The 19,081-nt window shown below is 46.3% G+C and carries 7 protein-coding genes; all 7 read left to right on the forward strand.

Annotation, left to right across the window (positions count from 1 at the left end):
* Positions 1-56: 56 nt before the first annotated feature.
* The 7 genes from MKY87_RS29325 (at position 57) to MKY87_RS29355 (ending at position 19,077) form a co-directional block, all read left to right on the forward strand.
* The gene (locus MKY87_RS29325; RefSeq protein ID WP_339784114.1) at positions 57-1,079 is read left to right on the forward strand and encodes an SDR family oxidoreductase; all 1,023 of its coding nucleotides are present in this window, start codon (positions 57-59) and stop codon (positions 1,077-1,079) included.
* A gap of 155 nt (positions 1,080-1,234) precedes the next feature.
* The gene (locus tag MKY87_RS29330; protein ID WP_340967307.1) at positions 1,235-8,740 is read left to right on the forward strand and encodes a fibronectin type III domain-containing protein; all 7,506 of its coding nucleotides are present in this window, start codon (positions 1,235-1,237) and stop codon (positions 8,738-8,740) included.
* 127 nt (positions 8,741-8,867) lie between these two features.
* Positions 8,868-9,578 (forward strand): trehalose operon repressor, encoded by a 711-nt coding sequence (gene treR / locus MKY87_RS29335; protein ID WP_339784112.1) that lies wholly within the window; start codon positions 8,868-8,870, stop codon positions 9,576-9,578.
* Positions 9,579-9,751: 173 nt separating this feature from the next.
* Positions 9,752-13,090, forward strand: coding sequence for a DUF5107 domain-containing protein (locus MKY87_RS29340; RefSeq protein ID WP_340967308.1), 3,339 nt, complete (start codon positions 9,752-9,754; stop codon positions 13,088-13,090).
* Between the two features lie 52 nt (positions 13,091-13,142).
* Complete coding sequence (locus tag MKY87_RS29345; protein ID WP_340967310.1) at positions 13,143-15,482, forward strand: beta-galactosidase; 2,340 nt, start codon at positions 13,143-13,145, stop codon at positions 15,480-15,482.
* Positions 15,483-15,894: 412 nt separating this feature from the next.
* Positions 15,895-16,827 carry a glycoside hydrolase family 5 protein gene (locus MKY87_RS29350; RefSeq protein WP_370739085.1) on the forward strand — a complete coding sequence of 311 codons (933 nt, stop codon included), beginning with the start codon at positions 15,895-15,897 and terminating at the stop codon, positions 16,825-16,827.
* A gap of 180 nt (positions 16,828-17,007) precedes the next feature.
* Positions 17,008-19,077 carry a bifunctional aldolase/short-chain dehydrogenase gene (locus tag MKY87_RS29355; protein WP_091016717.1) on the forward strand — a complete coding sequence of 690 codons (2,070 nt, stop codon included), beginning with the start codon at positions 17,008-17,010 and terminating at the stop codon, positions 19,075-19,077.
* Positions 19,078-19,081: the final 4 nt, after the last annotated feature.

Here is a 19,081-nt window from a genome sequence, read left to right on the forward strand (position 1 = left end):
TTTTTGGTGCGTGATATCATGGGAAAGTGGGTAAAATCGATCAGGAGGTGGCAAAAATGAAAGCGCTATTTATTGGAGGGACAGGCACCATTAGTACGGCCATTACGGAGATGCTTGCACGGCAAGGCTGTGAACTGTATCTGATTAATCGAGGCAATCATAACCATGACTTACCTAAGGAAGTCAACGTACTTCAAGCGGATATTAATGACGAGCCACGTGTAGCGGAACTGATAGCTGATCTGGAATTTGATGTTGTGGCAGATTTTATCGCTTTTGTACCGTCTCAACTGGAGAGAGATTACCGTTTGTTCAAGGATAAAACAAAGCAGTTTATATTTATAAGTTCAGCATCAGCGTATCAGACTCCCTTGGCTGATTACCGGATCACGGAAGGTACGCCTTTATCAAATCCATACTGGGAGTATTCTCGCAACAAGATTGCCTGTGAAGACTATCTGATGAAACAATATCGTGAGCACGGATTCCCGGTGACCATTGTGCGTCCGAGCCATACGTATGGCGACAAATCGGTACCTCTCGGTGTTCATGGTGCTCAAGGCAGCTGGCAGGTTCTCAAGCGTATACGTGAAGGCAAACCCGTTATCATCCATGGAGATGGTACCTCACTGTGGACCATTACGCACAATACTGATTTTGCCAAAGGGTTTATCGGGCTTATGGGTAATATCCATGCCATTGGTGAATCAGTACATATCACCTCGGACGAATCCGTCACCTGGAATCAGATTCATGAGATTATAGCCGGCGTGTTGGGCGCTAAGCTTCATGCGGTACATGTACCCTCCGAGTTCTTGGCAGCATGCAGTGATCAGGATCTTCGCGGCGGTTTGCTTGGGGACAAAGCCAATACCGTTGTGTTTGACAACAGTAAGCTGAAGCGGCTTGTTCCGGAATTTGTAGCAACGACAAGAGCCGATCAGGGCATTCGAAGCACGATTGAGCATATTCTGGCCCATCCTGAATTACAGACCGAAGATCCGGAATTTGATGTATGGTGTGACAAGGTCGTTGGTGCACTGGACGAAGCGTTATTAAAGATCAGAGATGAGAAATGAGAAGTAAGGCGTTCATGATCAAGTGTTTACATTCATGCGCTTAATCGTTATAATCAAGAAAAAATAACACTTGTTAGGGGAGGCACCCCAACTTAGGACATCGTTCCTTTGTTGGGGTGCCTCCTTTTTTTGTGTGCCAAAAAGGAGAGTAGACGTTGAAGAAATCAGGAAAACGTGTGAAGAAACAAGCGGAACAGTTAACCAAAGTGGTGCTGGCATTTGCGTTATTATCACCTCAAGCCCTGTTGCTTGAATGGGGTGCAGCCACGGTAATGGCTGAAACGGTTGAAACAATCGGGATTGTATCCGATACGTCCAGCATGAAGGCTGTACAGTCTTCCAAGGTGAAAGTGGAGATGAACAGTGACGGTAAATACAGAATTGTATTACTACCAAACACAAATGTATTTTACGGTGGCGATACAGGGAATGTATCCACCATTATCGACCATAACGGATCTCCCGTGAACTTCAAAACATTGCCGCTGAATTATTACCGAATTAACAATAATGTGATTGAAATGTCCCGGCAAAAGGACAATGTGGAATATATTTTGCGTGTATCTATCGTTAATGCTACCTCACAAGGTGGGTACATGAAGGTTGAACTGGAAGCTATCAACCGTAGTGGAACGGCACTGAATTTGGGTGGAACATTTTATTGGGATACGATGGTGAATGGCAATGATGCATCTCCGTTTGAAGTCATCGAGAATGGATGGCGCAATTATAGCGGTGGTGTTCAGGTCACGGCTTTTTATGCGAATACGTACAATGTTGTGAATGCAGATCGCATATATATGGGCCAGTACAGCAGTCCAGACAGTGCCCAACTCACAGGAGGGTCTTCACCTTCAGCATTCACTCCAGCCCAGACCGTTACGGCGAGTGATACAGCTGCACAATTTTGGTGGGACGCCAAGTCAACAGTAAATCAGGCTTCACGCAAATTTTCAACCATTGTGGGGATCGGCCCCAAAAATGCTCCACCTTCATTTACCTTAACAGCACCCTCTTCAGGTCAAACCTATTACAAAGGCGAGCAACTTCAGATCTCTGGTACAACGCGAGATACGGATGTAGGCGACCTATTGACCGTAAAATGGTCCATTGATGGTGGGTCCGAGAACATTCTGACCCAGATGACCGCAACGGGTTCTAATCAGTCTTTCAACACCAATTACACTTTGCCTGACACCCTGCCAGATGGCACACACACATTACAAGTATGGGTCATGGATGACAAAGGTGGGGTGTCCTCAGCAGGCACCGTTAACTTTACGGTAAGAAGTTTTGTTGTGCCCGGAACGCCGACGTATACATTGGTTAACCCTAATAACTTGACGGTGAACTGGGATAAGAAGGCGAATGATGCCTCCGTTACGTATGAGCTGAAGAATATGACGACGAATCAGATCGTGGATACAGGTACATCAAACAGTCGGCAGGTGACTGGGCTCACTCCGAATACCAGTTATTCTTTTGCCGTACGGGCCAAAAATTCAAGTGGTTCCTTCACGGGGTACTCTAGTCCATCCACCAAATATACATTGGCCAATCCACCCGCTGCTGCAGCTGTGACACAATCAGGCAACTCCGTTACAGCGAGTTGGAATAATAATGGAAATCCTGCAGGCACCCATTACAAAACGGAAATACGCAGTCCAGGTGGGCAAGTACTCGGAACGGGAACAACAACTTCCACACGTACAGCGTTTGCCCTGACCGGACTCGCGGACGGAAAATATGAAGTATTTGTGGCGGCATTGAATGGAGAAGGGATACAGACCCCATTTATATCCGCTGGAGAGATGATGAAAGATACGACGGGTCCAACTGCTCCGTCTGTTACAGTCACTCCATCCTCATGGACTAAGGAAGATGTTCTCGTCACGGTCGAAGAAGGAAAGGATGCCTTGAGCGGAACTCAGAAGACTGAAGTGAAAGTTGGTCAGGCAGGAGAATGGCGTGAATACAGCGCTCCGTTTACCGTAAGCAGTGAAGGCAACACAACTGTTATGGCACGCAGTATTGATACGTTTGGTAATACAGGACAGGAAACGGCTGTGACAGCCAGGGTAGATCGGACGGCACCAACACCACCTGTTATCTCTTTGAATCCGCCCGAATGGACAAAAGCGGCAGTAATTGTGACATTAACGGAGGGTATGGACGAAGCAAGTGGCATTGGTCTGACACAGTATAAGCTGGGAAGTGAGGGAGAATGGATCGACTACAGGACCCCTTTTACACTCAGTGAAGAAGGAATAACGGAGATTTATGCACGAAGTGTCGATCGGGCCTCCAATGTCAGTGCTTCCACTTCGGCAACAGCCAGAATCGATAAGACTGGGCCTGAGCAACCAACGATTACGTTAAGTGAAGAGGATTGGACGAATCAGGATGTAACTTTTGCGATAAACAGTGGTGAAGATACGGGCAGTGGGCTTGCCAAGAGCCAATATCGACTTAACAAAGAAGGTCCCTGGATCGATTACACGGGCGAAGTGACGGTTACCGATGAGGGAGAAACGATCGTATATGCACGCTCACTTGACCGTGTGGGCAATATAAGCACGTCCGCTCAGGCTAAGGTTCGAATCGACACGACAGCTCCAACCGAGCCGGTGATTAGTTTAAGTTCTTCTGGATGGAGTAAAGAACATGTGCAATTTAATATCGCTGGTAGTGTGGATGAACGAGCGATATCCTATGAATACAGCTTGAATGATGCTCCGTATATGACAGGAAATACAGGTACAGTTAGTACAAACGGAGCTACCACCATTCGGGCGCGAGCAAGGGATACCGTTGGCAATGTGAGCAAGGAAGTCAGTCGAATCGCCTATGTGGATCAGATGGCTCCAACGATTACATTTGCACCGAACGGACATGGCTGGACGGACATGGACATATCCACCACCATTCAATATGCAGATGCCCACTCAGGCATTCAGGAACTGGAACGATTCTATCAAGTTACGAACAGTGCAGAATCACCGGAGCATTGGCTTGAAGCTCGCTCTGACGAGCATAAAATATCCATCGAATCGGAAGGCATATGGTACATCCATGCGAAAACCATGGACAGAGCAGGGAATACATATGAGACAACATCATCACCTTACCATATTCAACGCAAGCCCCAGCAACCGAATCATGTGAGAATGACACAGATCGCTGAGACATCAGCTGAACTTACAGTGGACTTGCCAACTGGGGAAAGGTATACCGATGGATATCAGTATGAGATAACGAATAAAACAACAGGACAGTCATGGACACTGGATTATCCTAACCACAGTATAATCGATCACTCTCTAAGTGGTGGTCAGGTCTATGAATATGAAGTTAGAGTGAGAAACCATACCGGAGTAAGTGATGCAGTAAGCGCTCAAGTATTAACTATCCCGGCAGCTCCCGGAACGTTGCGCGTTCGAAAAGTAGATTCGCAACCCAATTTGGCCGAAATTCAATTTGATTCAGTACGAGGAGCGGATGCTTACCGCATCATCGCGACTACTTCGGACGGTGCCACCGTATTTGATCAGAAGGTATCTGATCCTGGTAGCCTTCCCTATGTCAGCAACCTCGTTCCAGGAACCATTCATAACATTTCGGTAACGGCAATGAATGAAAGTGGCGCAGGTGGTAGCAGTAGGACCGGATTTCTCACACTGCCGGCAATGCCCGGTGAGTTTATGGCCGTTCAGATTCGGGAGCATGATATTTCATTAACGTGGGATACGGTGACTTCTGCAACGTATTATGGTCTTTCGCGTGATGGAACAGCTATATATGAAGGAGAGCAGACAGAGTATCTGGATTCAGGTCTGGATAGTGGCACGGAGTACAGCTATGCGTTGATTGCCGGAAACGAGACAGGCCCAGGGCCCTTGGCAGGATTACCTTTGCTCAAGACTTTACCTGGGCAAGTGTCCGGCTTACAGGTATCCGATGCTTCCACAGCGAGCCTTCGTCTGAATTGGGAAGCAGTACGAGGAGCCGATCGTTATGAGTTATGGTTGAATGGAGAGAAGTCGGGAACGGTTTCTGCTGGAACCCAAGAATGGGTCTTTGCGGGACTGAGTTCAGGAACATCTTATCAACTGGATGTACAAGCAGTGAACGGAAGTGGACAGGGGATACGCAGTTCGGTATCAGGAACAACACTACCGGAGAGCCCGTCGGGACTTCACGTTGTTCAAGTAACTGAACAGGGAGCAATCTTGAGCTGGGAGCCTGTAGCTGGGGCAACGAAATATCGGGTGGTCATCGATGGACAGAGCCATGAGATATCAGATACACAACTCGCGGTTCGCCATCTGTCAAACAGTCGTGAGTATACCTATGAAGTACAGGCGGGCAATGCTGCCGGGTACGGTGCATCCACCAGTAGTACAATTCTTACGCTACCTAGCAGGCCGGAAGGGCTAATTGTCACATCGACTGATGAGACAAGTATGGGACTTGCATGGCAAGCTGTAGATACGGCGAATCTCTATATTGTGAAAATCAATGGAACAGAAGTGGGCAGAACATCAGAACAGGCCTACAAGGTTGAGGGATTATTGCCAGGTACAGAGTACGCTTTGCAAGTTCAGGCTACGAATGCTTCTGGTCCAGGTGAGACAGCGCAGCTCATCCGATTGTCCAAACCTGTGTCTCCTGCCGAAGTACTTGTTGATCCAGGAGTACATCATGCAAAAGTTTCCTGGTCTCTCGTGGAAGGTGCCACTGAATACGTGATTGAGCAGAATGGCAAGGAGATCTATAGAGGAATGGAGAATGAAGCAACGATTACAGGGCTCCAGGATGGAACGAGGCATCGCTATCAACTATGGGCGGTCAACAGACAGGGAACTCGTTCTGAAGCGACGGAGGTATCCCTACTGACTTTGCCTCAGAAACCCGTTAAGGTTGCAGTATATGATGTGGCAAAAAACAGCCTTGGTCTGGATTTCAGCAACACAGGTGTCCAAGGGGCAGATCATTACGTCATTGAACGGGATGGAAGAGAGATCGCTCAGATGGATTCAAGTGAAACCCAATTCGTAGACAAGGATCTGTCGCCAGGAACGAAATACACATATGTGATTCGGGCAGTTAATGCGAGTGGAACGAGTGCGCCGCTTACGTTCAGTATAATGACTCAAACGTTGCCATTGGTTGCAGAAGATATCACAGTGAAAGCAGGAACACATCAGGTGGATCTGGCTTGGGAGGTTGTTCAGGGAGCTGTTGCATATGAGATTCGCAATCGGGTAACGGGAGATGTACAGAGCGTGTCTGAACCGTCTGTACATCTCAATAGCATGCTGGATGGCACAGCGTATGAATTCGAACTTGTTGCGATTAATGAAGATGGTCATCGGTCAGAGTCTATTCAGATTCAGGTTTTAACGAAACCCATATCACCTCAGACGGCAGGCATAACACACATCACAGATAAGACTGCGGTACTGGACCTGACTGGAAGCTCCACACGGGGAGCAGAGCAATTCATTATTATGCGGGATGGTGTTGAAGTCGCTAAGGTTCCAGCAGATCAAACTTCATTTGAAGATCATGGACTGACACCAGGAGAGCATTACACGTATACCATCAAAACATCCAATGCAACGGGAGAGAGTGATTCCGGTTTCGAAGTTTACTTACGAACGTTGCCAGCGACCATTCATGAACCTTTACATGCAAGCAAGATTGGAGAAAAGGGGGGATTGATCTCTTGGCCTAAGGTACAAGGGGCGGAGGGATATATCATACGTATCGGAGATCAGATGTTCACCACTATTGAAGAAGGTGATATCACAGAGGTGAAATTAACTCATCTGGAGAGTGCAACCCGATATGATCAGGTACAGATTATTCCTTATAATACGGCTGGTTCAGGAAGCCCAGTGACCGTGACTCCTTTTTACACCTTGCCTCATGTTGATTCACTGGAAATGAAGATATACCCCGAGACTGATCACGCCAAACTGGAATGGGACTTTCCTTATGGGAACGAAACATTCGTTGTATTGCTAAATGGTACTGAAGTATATAGAGGCAAAACAAAAGAGTTTATTGTTGAGCAACTAGATGCAGGCAAGCAGTACCCGATTCAAATCTACACAGAGAATGATCAGGGAGATGCATCGGAGAAGCTGGCGGATTCTGTCCTGACCAAGCCAGCAGCTCCTGTCAAAGTGGAGTATCATTCGGCGAAGGACCACATTCGTCTTATATTGGAACAGAGCCGGGTCGAAGGTGCCGAGTTGTTTATCATTGAACGGGATGGTGTAGAGGTTGCTCGTATTCCTGCAGACGAACTGTTCTATGACGACAAGGAACTCGAACCGGGCGTGAACTATATCTATACAGTGAAGACCATGAATCCCTCGGGCAGTAGTAATGGGGGTTATTACCTTCATGCAATGACTTTGCCCGGTAGTGCTGCTTCATCACCTGTAGTAGAGGGACGTTCAATGAATGGTGCAGACATCGTTTGGGAGCTGATTCCTGGTGCTGCGGGTTATCGAGTTTATCGAAATGAAGAGCTTATCGGAACGACAACGGAGACATCCATACATGTATCTGATTTGAACAGTGCAGAGCGTTATACTGACTTTGCAATCATTCCATTTAATGAGGCAGGGGAGGGTGAGGCGCTCCAGGTTCCGGAATTCGAGACGTTGCCTTCCGAGGAACTGACAGTAGCAGCCATAGCGCAAGGTACGAATACGATTAAGCTAACTTGGGAACTGGATTCAATGAATGAGTTGATTGTGATCACCCATAAAGATCGTGAGATCTACCGTGGCACCGAGCGTAGTTATGTATGGTCAGGGCTGAATGCCGAGCAGCATTATGAGGTGGAAGTATGGACGGAGAATTCAGCAGGTGAGAAAAGTGAAAGCAAACGGGCCGCAGCCATGACTTTTCCGTATCCACCATCCGCTTGGAGCGGTAGTGGTACAGCTTCAAATCCAGCAGGTACTTCGGTAAAAGCCGATGAGGTGAGTCCACAACCTGAACCTTCTGATGAGCAACCTGAGTTACCTGCGAAAAAAAATATCAAATTTATTGATATCAGCCAAACATTTAATAAAGACCAGATCACCTGGCTGGCGGAACAAAATATCATTCAAGGTGTAAGTGAAACTCGCTTCGAACCACGCCGTCCGATCACACGTGCAGAGTTTACCGCATTAATCGTGCGTTTGATAGGTGTGGACACAATGGTCAATCAACAGCATGGATTCCAGGATGTGAACGATGAGGATTGGTTCGCTCCTGAGATTAAGGCAGCCGTTCATCATGAGATGGTTCAAGGGATGGGGAACGGCAAATTCGCTCCGTATGCACTGGTAACACGTGAACAGGCATCCAAGATTATAGCAAATGTTGTTCGTAAAATCAGACCGGAACCGCTGACTTCCCCAAGAGCGTTTACCGACCAGACTGATGTATCATATTGGGCCAAAGAAGAAGTGCAGGAACTTGCAGGTTTGTACATGATTACCGGATATGAAGATGGCAGCTTCCGTCCCATGCAGCATTTGAGCAGATCCGAAGCTGCAGCGCTGATCTTCCGCTTAAATAAGCTGATTCAAGTCATGGATGAGAACCGTACAGATCAAGTGAAGAAAGCGTCAGCGTTCGATCGTCATATCTAAATTGAATTGATTCTTACATGTGAGAATGCAAGCATCGCTAGTAACGACATTACCGCTTGATTGGTTTTTAATGCTATAATGGTTGCCAATATGATAAAAAAAGGGTAATGAACAATGGTGATGAATAATGAATAATAAATTTATCCGGATATATGAAGATATTGCAGATCGTATTCGGACCGGAGAGATTGAGGCAGGGACGCTGCTTCAATCGGAACTGGATCTATCGGAAAGTTATCAAACGTCTCGAGAGACTATTCGCAAAGCATTGAAAATGTTGTATGAAGAAGGTTATATTCAGAAGATTCAAGGCAAGGGTTCGATTGTACTGGACATACGCAAGATCGATTTTCCCATCTCAGGTCTGGTTAGCTTCAAGGAATTGGCCAAAAAAATGGGACATCGTGCTCAAACGTATGTGAAGGTTTTCGAGGAGAAACAGGTTGATCAGGCGTTGCACAAAAAAATTAACTTTGGTCTGAATGAACAGGTCTGGGAAATCAGACGTGTGCGCAAAGTGGATGGAGAGCATGTCATACTGGACAAAGATTACATCAGCCAGCGGCTTGTTCCTGGGCTCAGCAAAGAGATCTGTAATGATTCCATCTATGAGTACATTGAACAAGAGTTGGGGCTTTCCATTTCGTTTGCCAAAAAAGAGATTTTGGTGGAAGAACCAACCGCTGAGGACAGGGAACTACTTGACCTTGAAGGGTTCCATAATGTGGTTGTGGTGAGGAGCCAGGTGTACCTGGAGGATGCCAGTCAATTTCAGTATACGGAGTCGAGGCATCGACCGGACAAGTTCAGATTTGTGGATTTTGCACGTCGCAGATAAGTTAATCAAGATCGATCAGAGAGTACCTATCACTGCATTATTCAGTGGATCGGTACTCTCTTTGGTTATGGGGGAATCCGAAGATCGTCCATCAAGAACCGCTTAATGTCAATGTTCTTCCTGCATGTCGGAGCGTATGATCACAATATATACGAGGCCGAGGAGTGAGGGAATTGAATCACGTGACAGCAAAATTAAACGTTCGCATATGGGAAGAAACCAGAGATATCCCAACCTATGGTACAGGTAAACCGGACAAAAATCCGATGTTTCTTGAAAAGAGAATCTACCAGGGAAGTTCGGGTAAGGTGTACCCGTATCCTGTGATCGACAGCATTGAAGATAAGGCCCAAATGAAATCGTATCGATTAATTATTCTCGAAAATGAATATGTACGTATCGAGATGATGCCCGAACTGGGTGGACGGATCTATCGTGCGCTGGATCGGACCAACAACTACGATTTTGTATATTATAACCGGGTGATTAAACCTGCGCTCGTGGGTCTGGCAGGGCCATGGATTTCCGGAGGAATTGAATTCAACTGGCCACAGCATCATCGGCCCAACACGTTTGGTCCAGTAGATTATACATTTGGCAGTAATGAAGATGGAAGCGCTACCGTGTGGGTGGGTGAGATTGATCGCATGTATGGTACCAAAATGACCGCTGGCTTCACATTACATCCCGGCAAAGCCTATCTTGAAATCCATGCCGAGGTATACAATCGCACCAGCGCACCTCAAACTTTTCTATGGTGGGCCAACCCGGCTGTAGCCGTCAACGATCATACGCAATCCGTGTTTCCGCCTGATGTAACAGCTGTGCTGGACCACGGAAAACGGGACGTATCCCGCTTCCCCATCGCAACCGGAACCTATTACAAGATGGACTATTCCGAAGGTGTGGATATCTCGCGATACAAAAACATACCAGTTCCAACATCCTATATGGCGTATAAGTCGGATTATAATTTTGTAGGGGGTTATGACCACGGGGTTCAGGCAGGTTTGTTGCATGTAGCCAATCATCATATTTCTCCGGGCAAGAAGCAATGGACCTGGGGGAACGGGGAATTCGGGCAAGCTTGGGATCGCCAGTTAACGGACGAGGATGGACCTTATATTGAATTAATGACCGGGATCTATACCGATAATCAGCCTGATTTTACGTGGTTACAGCCCTATGAAGCAAAATCATTCTCGCAGTATTTTATGCCGTATAAAGGAATTGGTATGATCAAAAATGCATCGATTGATGCAGCGGTTAATCTGGAAAAGGATGAAACGACCGGAATGGTAACCGTGATGGTATATGCGACGTCGGTTTTTGAACAAGTGACCGTTGAAGTGATAGGTCCAACCACGGTATATCTCCATGAGAGATGTAATATCTCACCTACGGAACTATATAAATCTTCATTCTCGTGGAGCGGACAAGATGAATGGCATCAGTTGAAGTTAAGTGTTCGAAGTGGGGAAGGAAGAGTACTCGTGGCCTATCAGCCTGAACGTTCTGAGATTCAGGAAGTTCCAGATCCGGCCACAGCACTCCCGCTACCATCCGAGATTCGTACGAATGAACAACTATATCTGGCTGGTCTTCATTTGGAGCAATATCGGCATGCCACGTATGAACCAGAACCTTATTATCTGGAAGGGTTGAAGCGTGATGCAACGGATATTCGTCTAAACATTGCGTATGGCACATTGCTGCTGCACAGAGGGTTGTTTCAAGATGCAGAGAAGTATTTCAGACAGTCCGTTCAATCGCTGACGTGGAAAAATACGAATCCATATGATAGTGAAGCTTTTTACCAACTCGGTCTGAGTTTGAAATTACAGGGGAAACAGGAAGAAGCCTACGCAGCACTGTATAAAGCCGTATGGTCTGCACAGTATCAGGATACGGGGTATTGCATGCTTGCTCAGATCGATACGGCGTTACATCGAGACCTCGAAGCATTGGATCACATCGAACGTTCGCTGATTCGTAACACCAGAAATTATAAGGCTCGACATCTGAAGGTGGCTTTGCTGCGTAGATTGGGTCAAGATAAGCAGGCAATCCAATATGCGCGTGAGACGTTGGCACTGGACCCGGTTGAATTTGGAGCCGCACATGAATTAGTCCTGATCTACAGCGGAGCAACTGCACCTTCAGAGAGAGAACAAGCGGGGCAAACACGTGAGCATTTCCATCGTCTGATGAGAGGAGACGTTTATAATTATCTGAATCTAGCCGCAGATTACGCGGATTGTGGATTGTGGGAAGAAGCACTGACGGTACTCTCGTATGTTGAATCCGAAAATTCACAGCCTTATCCTATGGTTGGTTATGCTCAGGCCTACTTGTATCGTCAGCTGGGGGATGTGGAGCGGGCTCGGGAATGTCAAAAGCAGGGGGAAGCTGCTCCAACGGATTATTGTTTTCCTAATACGTTATTTGAATTCATGGTGCTTCAGGATGCATTGGCAGTGGATTCGAATGATGCGCGTGCTCACTATTACCTGGGAAATTGGTTATATGATCATAAACGCTACGAGGAAGCAATCACCCATTGGGAAACTTCACGCGAGGTGAATGCTGCATATTCGACTGTACATCGGAATCTGGGACTGGCTTATTATAACAAGCTGAATCGCCCTGATCTTGCACTGGCATCATTAGAGGAAGCTTTCCGGTTGGATTCACAGGATGCCCGAATCTTCTACGAGTTGGATCAATTGCACAAGAAGATAGGGTATTCCTGCGAGCATCGAATCAAATTGCTGGAACAACATATGGAGTTGATTCACCACCGTGATGATCTGTATATCGAGTGGGTGACTTTATTGAATATGCAAGGTAGTCATCAAGAAGCATGGAATGCCCTTCAGACCCGGCGGTTTCATCCATGGGAGGGTGGAGAAGGTAAGGTAACAGGACAATATGTTACGGCACTGACGGAACTGGCAAAGCGAAATCTGGAGAAACAACAACCTGAACTAGCATTGGAGCTGTTGAAGAAGGCTTTGGTTTACCCGGAGAACTTAGGTGAAGGTAAATTGGAGGGAGCCGGAGATAACCCCGTTTACTTTTATCTTGGCTGTGCCTACCAGCAACTGAAGAATAATCACGCTGCAGAGGAGAATTTCCACAGAGCCTCAATCGGTCTGAACGAACCGACAAGCGCGATGTTTTATAATGATCAGCCGCCGGAATCGATCTATTATCAGGGACTGGCCTGGCAGAAGTTTGGCAATGTGAAGGAAGCAAACAGGCGCTTTAACAAACTGATTGATTATGCCGAAAGACATATGCATGATCACATCCGAATGGATTATTTTGCGGTATCTCTGCCCGATTTTCTAGTATTCGACGACGATCTCAATCAGCGAAATGAAGAACATTGCCGGTATATGCGGGCATTGGGTCTTCTGGGACTGGGTCGGACGAGTGAAGCCAAACTTGAGTTGGAGCGGGTACTGGAGAAAAACCCGAATCATCAAGGGGCAATCATCCATCGATAATTGATAATCGATTCTACCATATCCCATCTATATCAAAGGAGTTATATAATCCATGAACGATAGTATAGCAGGAAGCCATATTCGCTTTATTTTGGACGCGGAAGATAAGGACATTCATGCGGGTCGCATGACTGGCAGTGGCGGCAAAAGCCCACGAGGGGAATCGTATGATTTTACCAACTATTATATGACTCGTAATGCTAAACCCCATATTCCTGTGGTAGGTGAATTTCATTTCTCCAGATTCGCTTACTTACAGTGGGAAGAAGAATTACTGAAGATGAAGGCAGGCGGGGTGAGCATTGTCGCTTCCTATGTTTTCTGGAATTTTCACGAGGAGCAGGAAGAGGAATTTAATTGGTCAGGAAACCTGAATTTGCGGCACTTTGTGGATCTGTGTGGCAAACATGAGCTGCCGCTGATCGTGCGAATTGGTCCATTCTGTCATGGAGAAGTGCGTAATGGTGGAATGCCGGATTGGCTATTCAGTTATCCATTCGAAGTCAGGTCGAACGATGAAGGATATCTGTATTACGCCAAGCGATTATACCGGGAGATTGCCCGTCAGCTCAACGGCTGTTTTTATCAGGAGGGTGGCCCTGTTATCGGGGTACAGTTGGAAAATGAGTACATGCACGCTGGCGCACCCATGGATGCATGGGGGTATACACGTGATAAGTACATTTCCTCCGGCCGGGATGGACGAGAACATCTGCAGATGCTTCGCCATATTGCCGAAGAAGTCGGTATGAAGCCGATGTTCTATACTGCCACGGCCTGGGGCAATGCTGCGGTGCCTGAAGAAGGAACATTACCGATGCTAGCGGGGTATGCGTACACACCATGGATTCCCAATCAGCCTCCAAGCCGGGAGTATCTGTTCCGGGATCTGCATATGAATCCTGTGGAAGAAGTGGATTATGACAGTCTGGAGTATCCTGCTGCGTATTGCGAGCTTGCTGGTGGCATGCAGGTCAGTTATCACGCTCGTCCGGTTGTTGATGCAGACAGTGTTGAGGCGATGACCATTGTGAAACTTGCGAACGGCAGCAATCTGGTTGGGTATTATATGTATCACGGGGGGACCAATCCAATAGGCAAAAATTCATATATGAACGAGCAGGCATTGCCTAAAATGACGTATGATTATCAATCGCCACTCGGGGAATTTGGACGTGTTGGTGAATCGTATGACCGCATTCGTACCTTGTCCATGTTCCTGGAAGCATACGGTGAGTTCCTTGCACCAATGGGCTGTGTTGTACCGGATGGTCAACATGCGATAACACCGGAGAACACGATGGATCTGCGTTGGTCTGTTCGCCAACAAGATGGCTCAGGATTCCTGTTCATGAATAATTATCAGGATCATGTGGCGATGCCTGATCGAGATATTCAATTGGAACTGCATACCAGCAAAGGGACTGCTTCCTATCCAAGAGAAGGAAAGATGCAGCTGAAATCCGGCATGGCGGCCATTCTGCCTTTCCATATGAATCTGAATGGAATGAAGATCATTAGTGCTACCGTTCAGCCACTGACCCGATTTATGGTAAATCAGGAGCTTGCGGCTGTCTTTTATGCCCATGAAGGTATGGCGCCTGAGTATGTTATGGATGCATCATCTGTTACAAATGTGGATATGCCCGAAGGCACTGTTTCAGAGCAGGGGAATGAAGTTGTGATACATCCGATTGCCGGCAAGGACCATCATCTGCGAATCACAACATCGGACGGTATAGTCATACGAATCATTACATTGACCCGTGAAGAGGCATTACATGCCTACCGTTTCCGTGTGGGCGGAGAAGAAAGGCTTGTAATTAGCAGCAGTCATCTGTATGTACAGAATGAGATGCTCCTATGTACATCTGTGGAGCAACCAGAGATGGAGGTATCCTTTTATCCGGCTCCAGAGCATGTTTCAGCTTCGAAATATGCTGTGTCATCCCAGTCGAAGCAGGGAATATTCGTTACGTACACATTCCAAGTTTCGCCTTACGAGCCTGCTGTAGAGGTTGATTACCCCAAAGAGTATGCAGCAACACTGAGATTGGACACAGCGTGGCCGGAACAAGTAAATGACGTGTGGGTTGAGATTGATTATGAAGGAGATGTTGCAGCAGCACATATTCATCATCAGATGTTAACAGATCATATTCACTATGGGCATAGCTGGCTGCTTGGTTTGAAGCAATCCCGTCATTTGTTGGCTGATCACGCGCTTCGTCTGTCTGTAACCCCAATTCGAAAAGGGACGACTGAGAGTTATGTGAATCAGGCTTATGTGGAGCGATTTGAGGGTGTGGAGATCGGGAAGTTTAATGAGATTCGGGTGAGACCACAGTACCGGGTTGGTGTGGTATTGGCGGGAGTTAGGGAAGACACTTAGACTAAATCAGGGATTAAACAACAGATAAATAACAGATAAACAAGAGTTAACTTTCGTTAATAATACAGAGGGTTCTTTCTCCGAACGATTGTGAGGGGAGAGAGCCTTTTTTTGCTGTGTTATGTAAAAACAAATGATTCCTAATCATGGTAAAAAGATCTTGACTGGTAAGCGTTTTCAATTTATTATAACTTCATAACTTTAACGATAAAGTTTATTTAAACTAAATAACGCAACTTAGATAAAGTTAATTGTTATTTATTTAATAACCAAAAAACTTCTATTACCAACGATTTTAGTTAACTTCTTGCCTAGAGCAAGGTTAATTGAAATAAAAAAAACAAATACAGGAGGTTCCAAACGAATGGTTAATCTGAAAAAGTGTACAATCTTCACGGTTATTGCTGCTCTCATGTTTATGGTATTAGGGAGTGCAGCACCCAAAGCATCTGCTGCTACAGGTTTTTATGTAAGCGGTAACAAGTTATACGATTCCACAGGCAAGGCTTTTGTCATGAGAGGTGTTAATCACGGACATTCCTGGTTCAAAAATGATTTGAATACCGCTATCCCTGCAATCGCCAAAACAGGTGCCAATACGGTACGCATTGTTCTTTCGAATGGTAGCCTGTACACCAAAGATGATCTGAACGCTGTTAAAAATATAATTAATGTGGTTAACCAAAATAAAATGATAGCTGTACTCGAGGTGCATGACGCCACAGGGAAAGATGATTATAATTCGTTGGATGCGGCAGTGAACTACTGGATTAGCATTAAGGAAGCTTTGATTGGCAAAGAAGATCGGGTAATCGTCAACATCGCCAATGAATGGTATGGAACGTGGAATGGAAGTGCGTGGGCTGATGGTTACAAAAAAGCCATTCCGAAACTCCGAAATGCGGGAATTAAAAATACGCTAATTGTGGATGCAGCCGGATGGGGACAGTTCCCTCAATCCATCGTGGATTATGGACAAAGTGTATTTGCAGCCGATTCTCAGAAAAATACTGTGTTCTCCATTCACATGTATGAGTATGCTGGCAAAGATGCTGCAACCGTCAAAGCCAATATGGAGAATGTGCTGAACAAAGGATTGGCTCTGATCATTGGTGAATTCGGGGGATATCACACAAACGGTGATGTGGACGAGTATGCCATCATGAGATATGGTCAGGAAAAAGGGGTAGGCTGGCTTGCCTGGTCTTGGTACGGAAACAGTTCAGGTCTGAACTATCTGGACATGGCCACAGGTCCGAACGGAAGCTTAACGAGCTTTGGCAACACCGTAGTTAATGATACCTATGGTATTAAAAACACTTCCCAAAAAGCGGGGATTTTCTAATCCGCCGATGATACAGGAACACTCTGACGTTCACGTCAGGGTGTTTTTTTAATAATATACCTCAATCTATAATGACTTTTGAATATTTCCGTTTGGTTTTAAAAATATTTTGTTTTCAAAATAAAACAAAGATGTTAAACTCGGATTAGGAATAAAACAAACATTATCGGAGGGAAACAAATGGTACAGAGTTTATGGAATGCATCGCAGGCATCTGAGAAAACAACAGGACTTGAGCAGTTGGTTTACCGATCTAATCTCATTGGTTCTGATCGCAGTGTATGTAACATCTACGGTGGTAATACGTCTACCAAAACGACAGTGAAGGATTTTCGTGGTCGTGATGTAGAAGTAATGTATGTGAAGGGAAGCGGCTCTGATCTGGGTTCCATGGAAGCGAAACATTTTACCGGACTTGGGCTCGAAGACATTCGACCATTAATTGAACGTGAATCTATGTCGGATGAAGAGATGGTTGAATATCTGGGACATTGCATGATTGATGCCAAGCACCCGCGCGCCTCCATCGAGACTCTTCTGCATGCGTTCCTTCCATATAAACATGTGGATCATACGCACCCGGATGCGATTATCAGCCTGTGTTGTGCGCATAACGGCAAGGAATTGGCGAAAGAGATCTACGGTGATCGTTTTGTATGGGTGCCTTACGTACGCCCTGGGTTTACGTTATCTAAAATGATTGCTGAAAGCGTATTCTCGAATCCCAATGCCGAACTCGTACTGATGGAAAAACACGGACTTGTGACTTGGGGAGAAACATCCGAGGAATGTTACGCTCAAACGATCAAGATTATCAATGAAGCAGAAGCTTTCATCGAAGCAAGGGTGAACGAAGAAAGTTTGTTTGGTGGTGTGAAACACCCGGCACTCGCCGCTGATGTTCGTCGTCAGATCGTATCACGTGTGATGCCAACGATTCGTGGAGCGGTGTCGGATAGCAAAAAAATGATTTTGTCCTTTGACGATCAAGAGGACGTACTTGCTTTTGTGGGCGGAGCAGATTCCCCGGAATTGTCTCAGGTGGGCGCAGCTTGCCCGGATCATCTGGTACATACCAAAGTGGTACCTTTGTTCATCGATTGGACACCGGATGCGGAAGATATTGAAGGTTTAAAAGCCAAGCTGGTAGAAGGTGTGGCTGCCTACAAAGAGCAATATCAACAGTATTTTGAGAGCAACAAAAACGAAGGTGATGTCATGTTCGAAGCGGCACCACGCGTTATCCTCATTCCAGGTGTGGGCATGATCAACACAGGCAAGAGCTGGGCGCTTTCCCAAGTAAGCGGAGCGTTGTATCACAGAGCCATTGCCGTTATGCGTGGAGCTACTAGCCTGGGTCAATTCGTATCACTCAGTGCAAACGAATCTTACAATGTGGAGTACTGGCCGCTGGAATTGTACAAATTGTCTCTGGCTCCGGCAGAAACCGAATTCTCCCGTAAAGTGGCGTTTATCACAGGTGGAGCAGGCGGGATCGGAAGTGAAACAGCACGCAGATTGGTATCTGAAGGCGCACATGTGGTGCTTGCTGATCTCAACCTGGAGGGCGCACAGAAAGTAGCACAGGAAATTAATGATCAGTACGGTGCGAATCGAGCTTATGCGCTGAAAATGGACGTAACCGATGAGGAAGCCGTTCAATCTGCTTATGCAGATGTTGCTGTGCAATATGGCGGAGTGGATATCATCGTAAACAATGCAGGATTGGCCACATCCAGCCCATTTGACGAAACGTCCCTGAAAGAATGGAACCTGAACATGAATGTACTGGGTACAGGGTATTTCCTCGTGGCTCGCGAAGCATTCAAGCTGATGAAACAGCAGGGTATTGGGGGAAGCATGGTATTTATCGGGTCCAAGAACTCGGTGTATGCAGGTAAAAGTGCTTCTGCTTACAGCTCAGCGAAAGCGCTGGAAGCACATCTGGCACGTTGTATTGCAGCAGAAGGCGGAGAGTATGGCATTCGTGTCAACACGATTCTTCCAGATGCCATTCTACAGGGTTCAGCGATCTGGAACGGTTCCTGGAGAAACGAACGTGCAGCGGCATATGGGATTGAACCGGATCAATTGGAAGAGTATTATCGCAAACGGACGACATTGCTCGTGAATATCTATCCAAGAGATATTGCAGAAGGAATTGCATTCTTTGCTTCTTCGAAATCCGAAAAAACAACCGGTTGCATGATGACCATTGATGGCGGTGTACCGGCAGCATTTACACGTTAAATTA

Origin of the sequence: Paenibacillus sp. FSL R7-0198, from assembly GCF_038000415.1 — a bacterium.
Taxonomy (GTDB): domain Bacteria; phylum Bacillota; class Bacilli; order Paenibacillales; family Paenibacillaceae; genus Paenibacillus.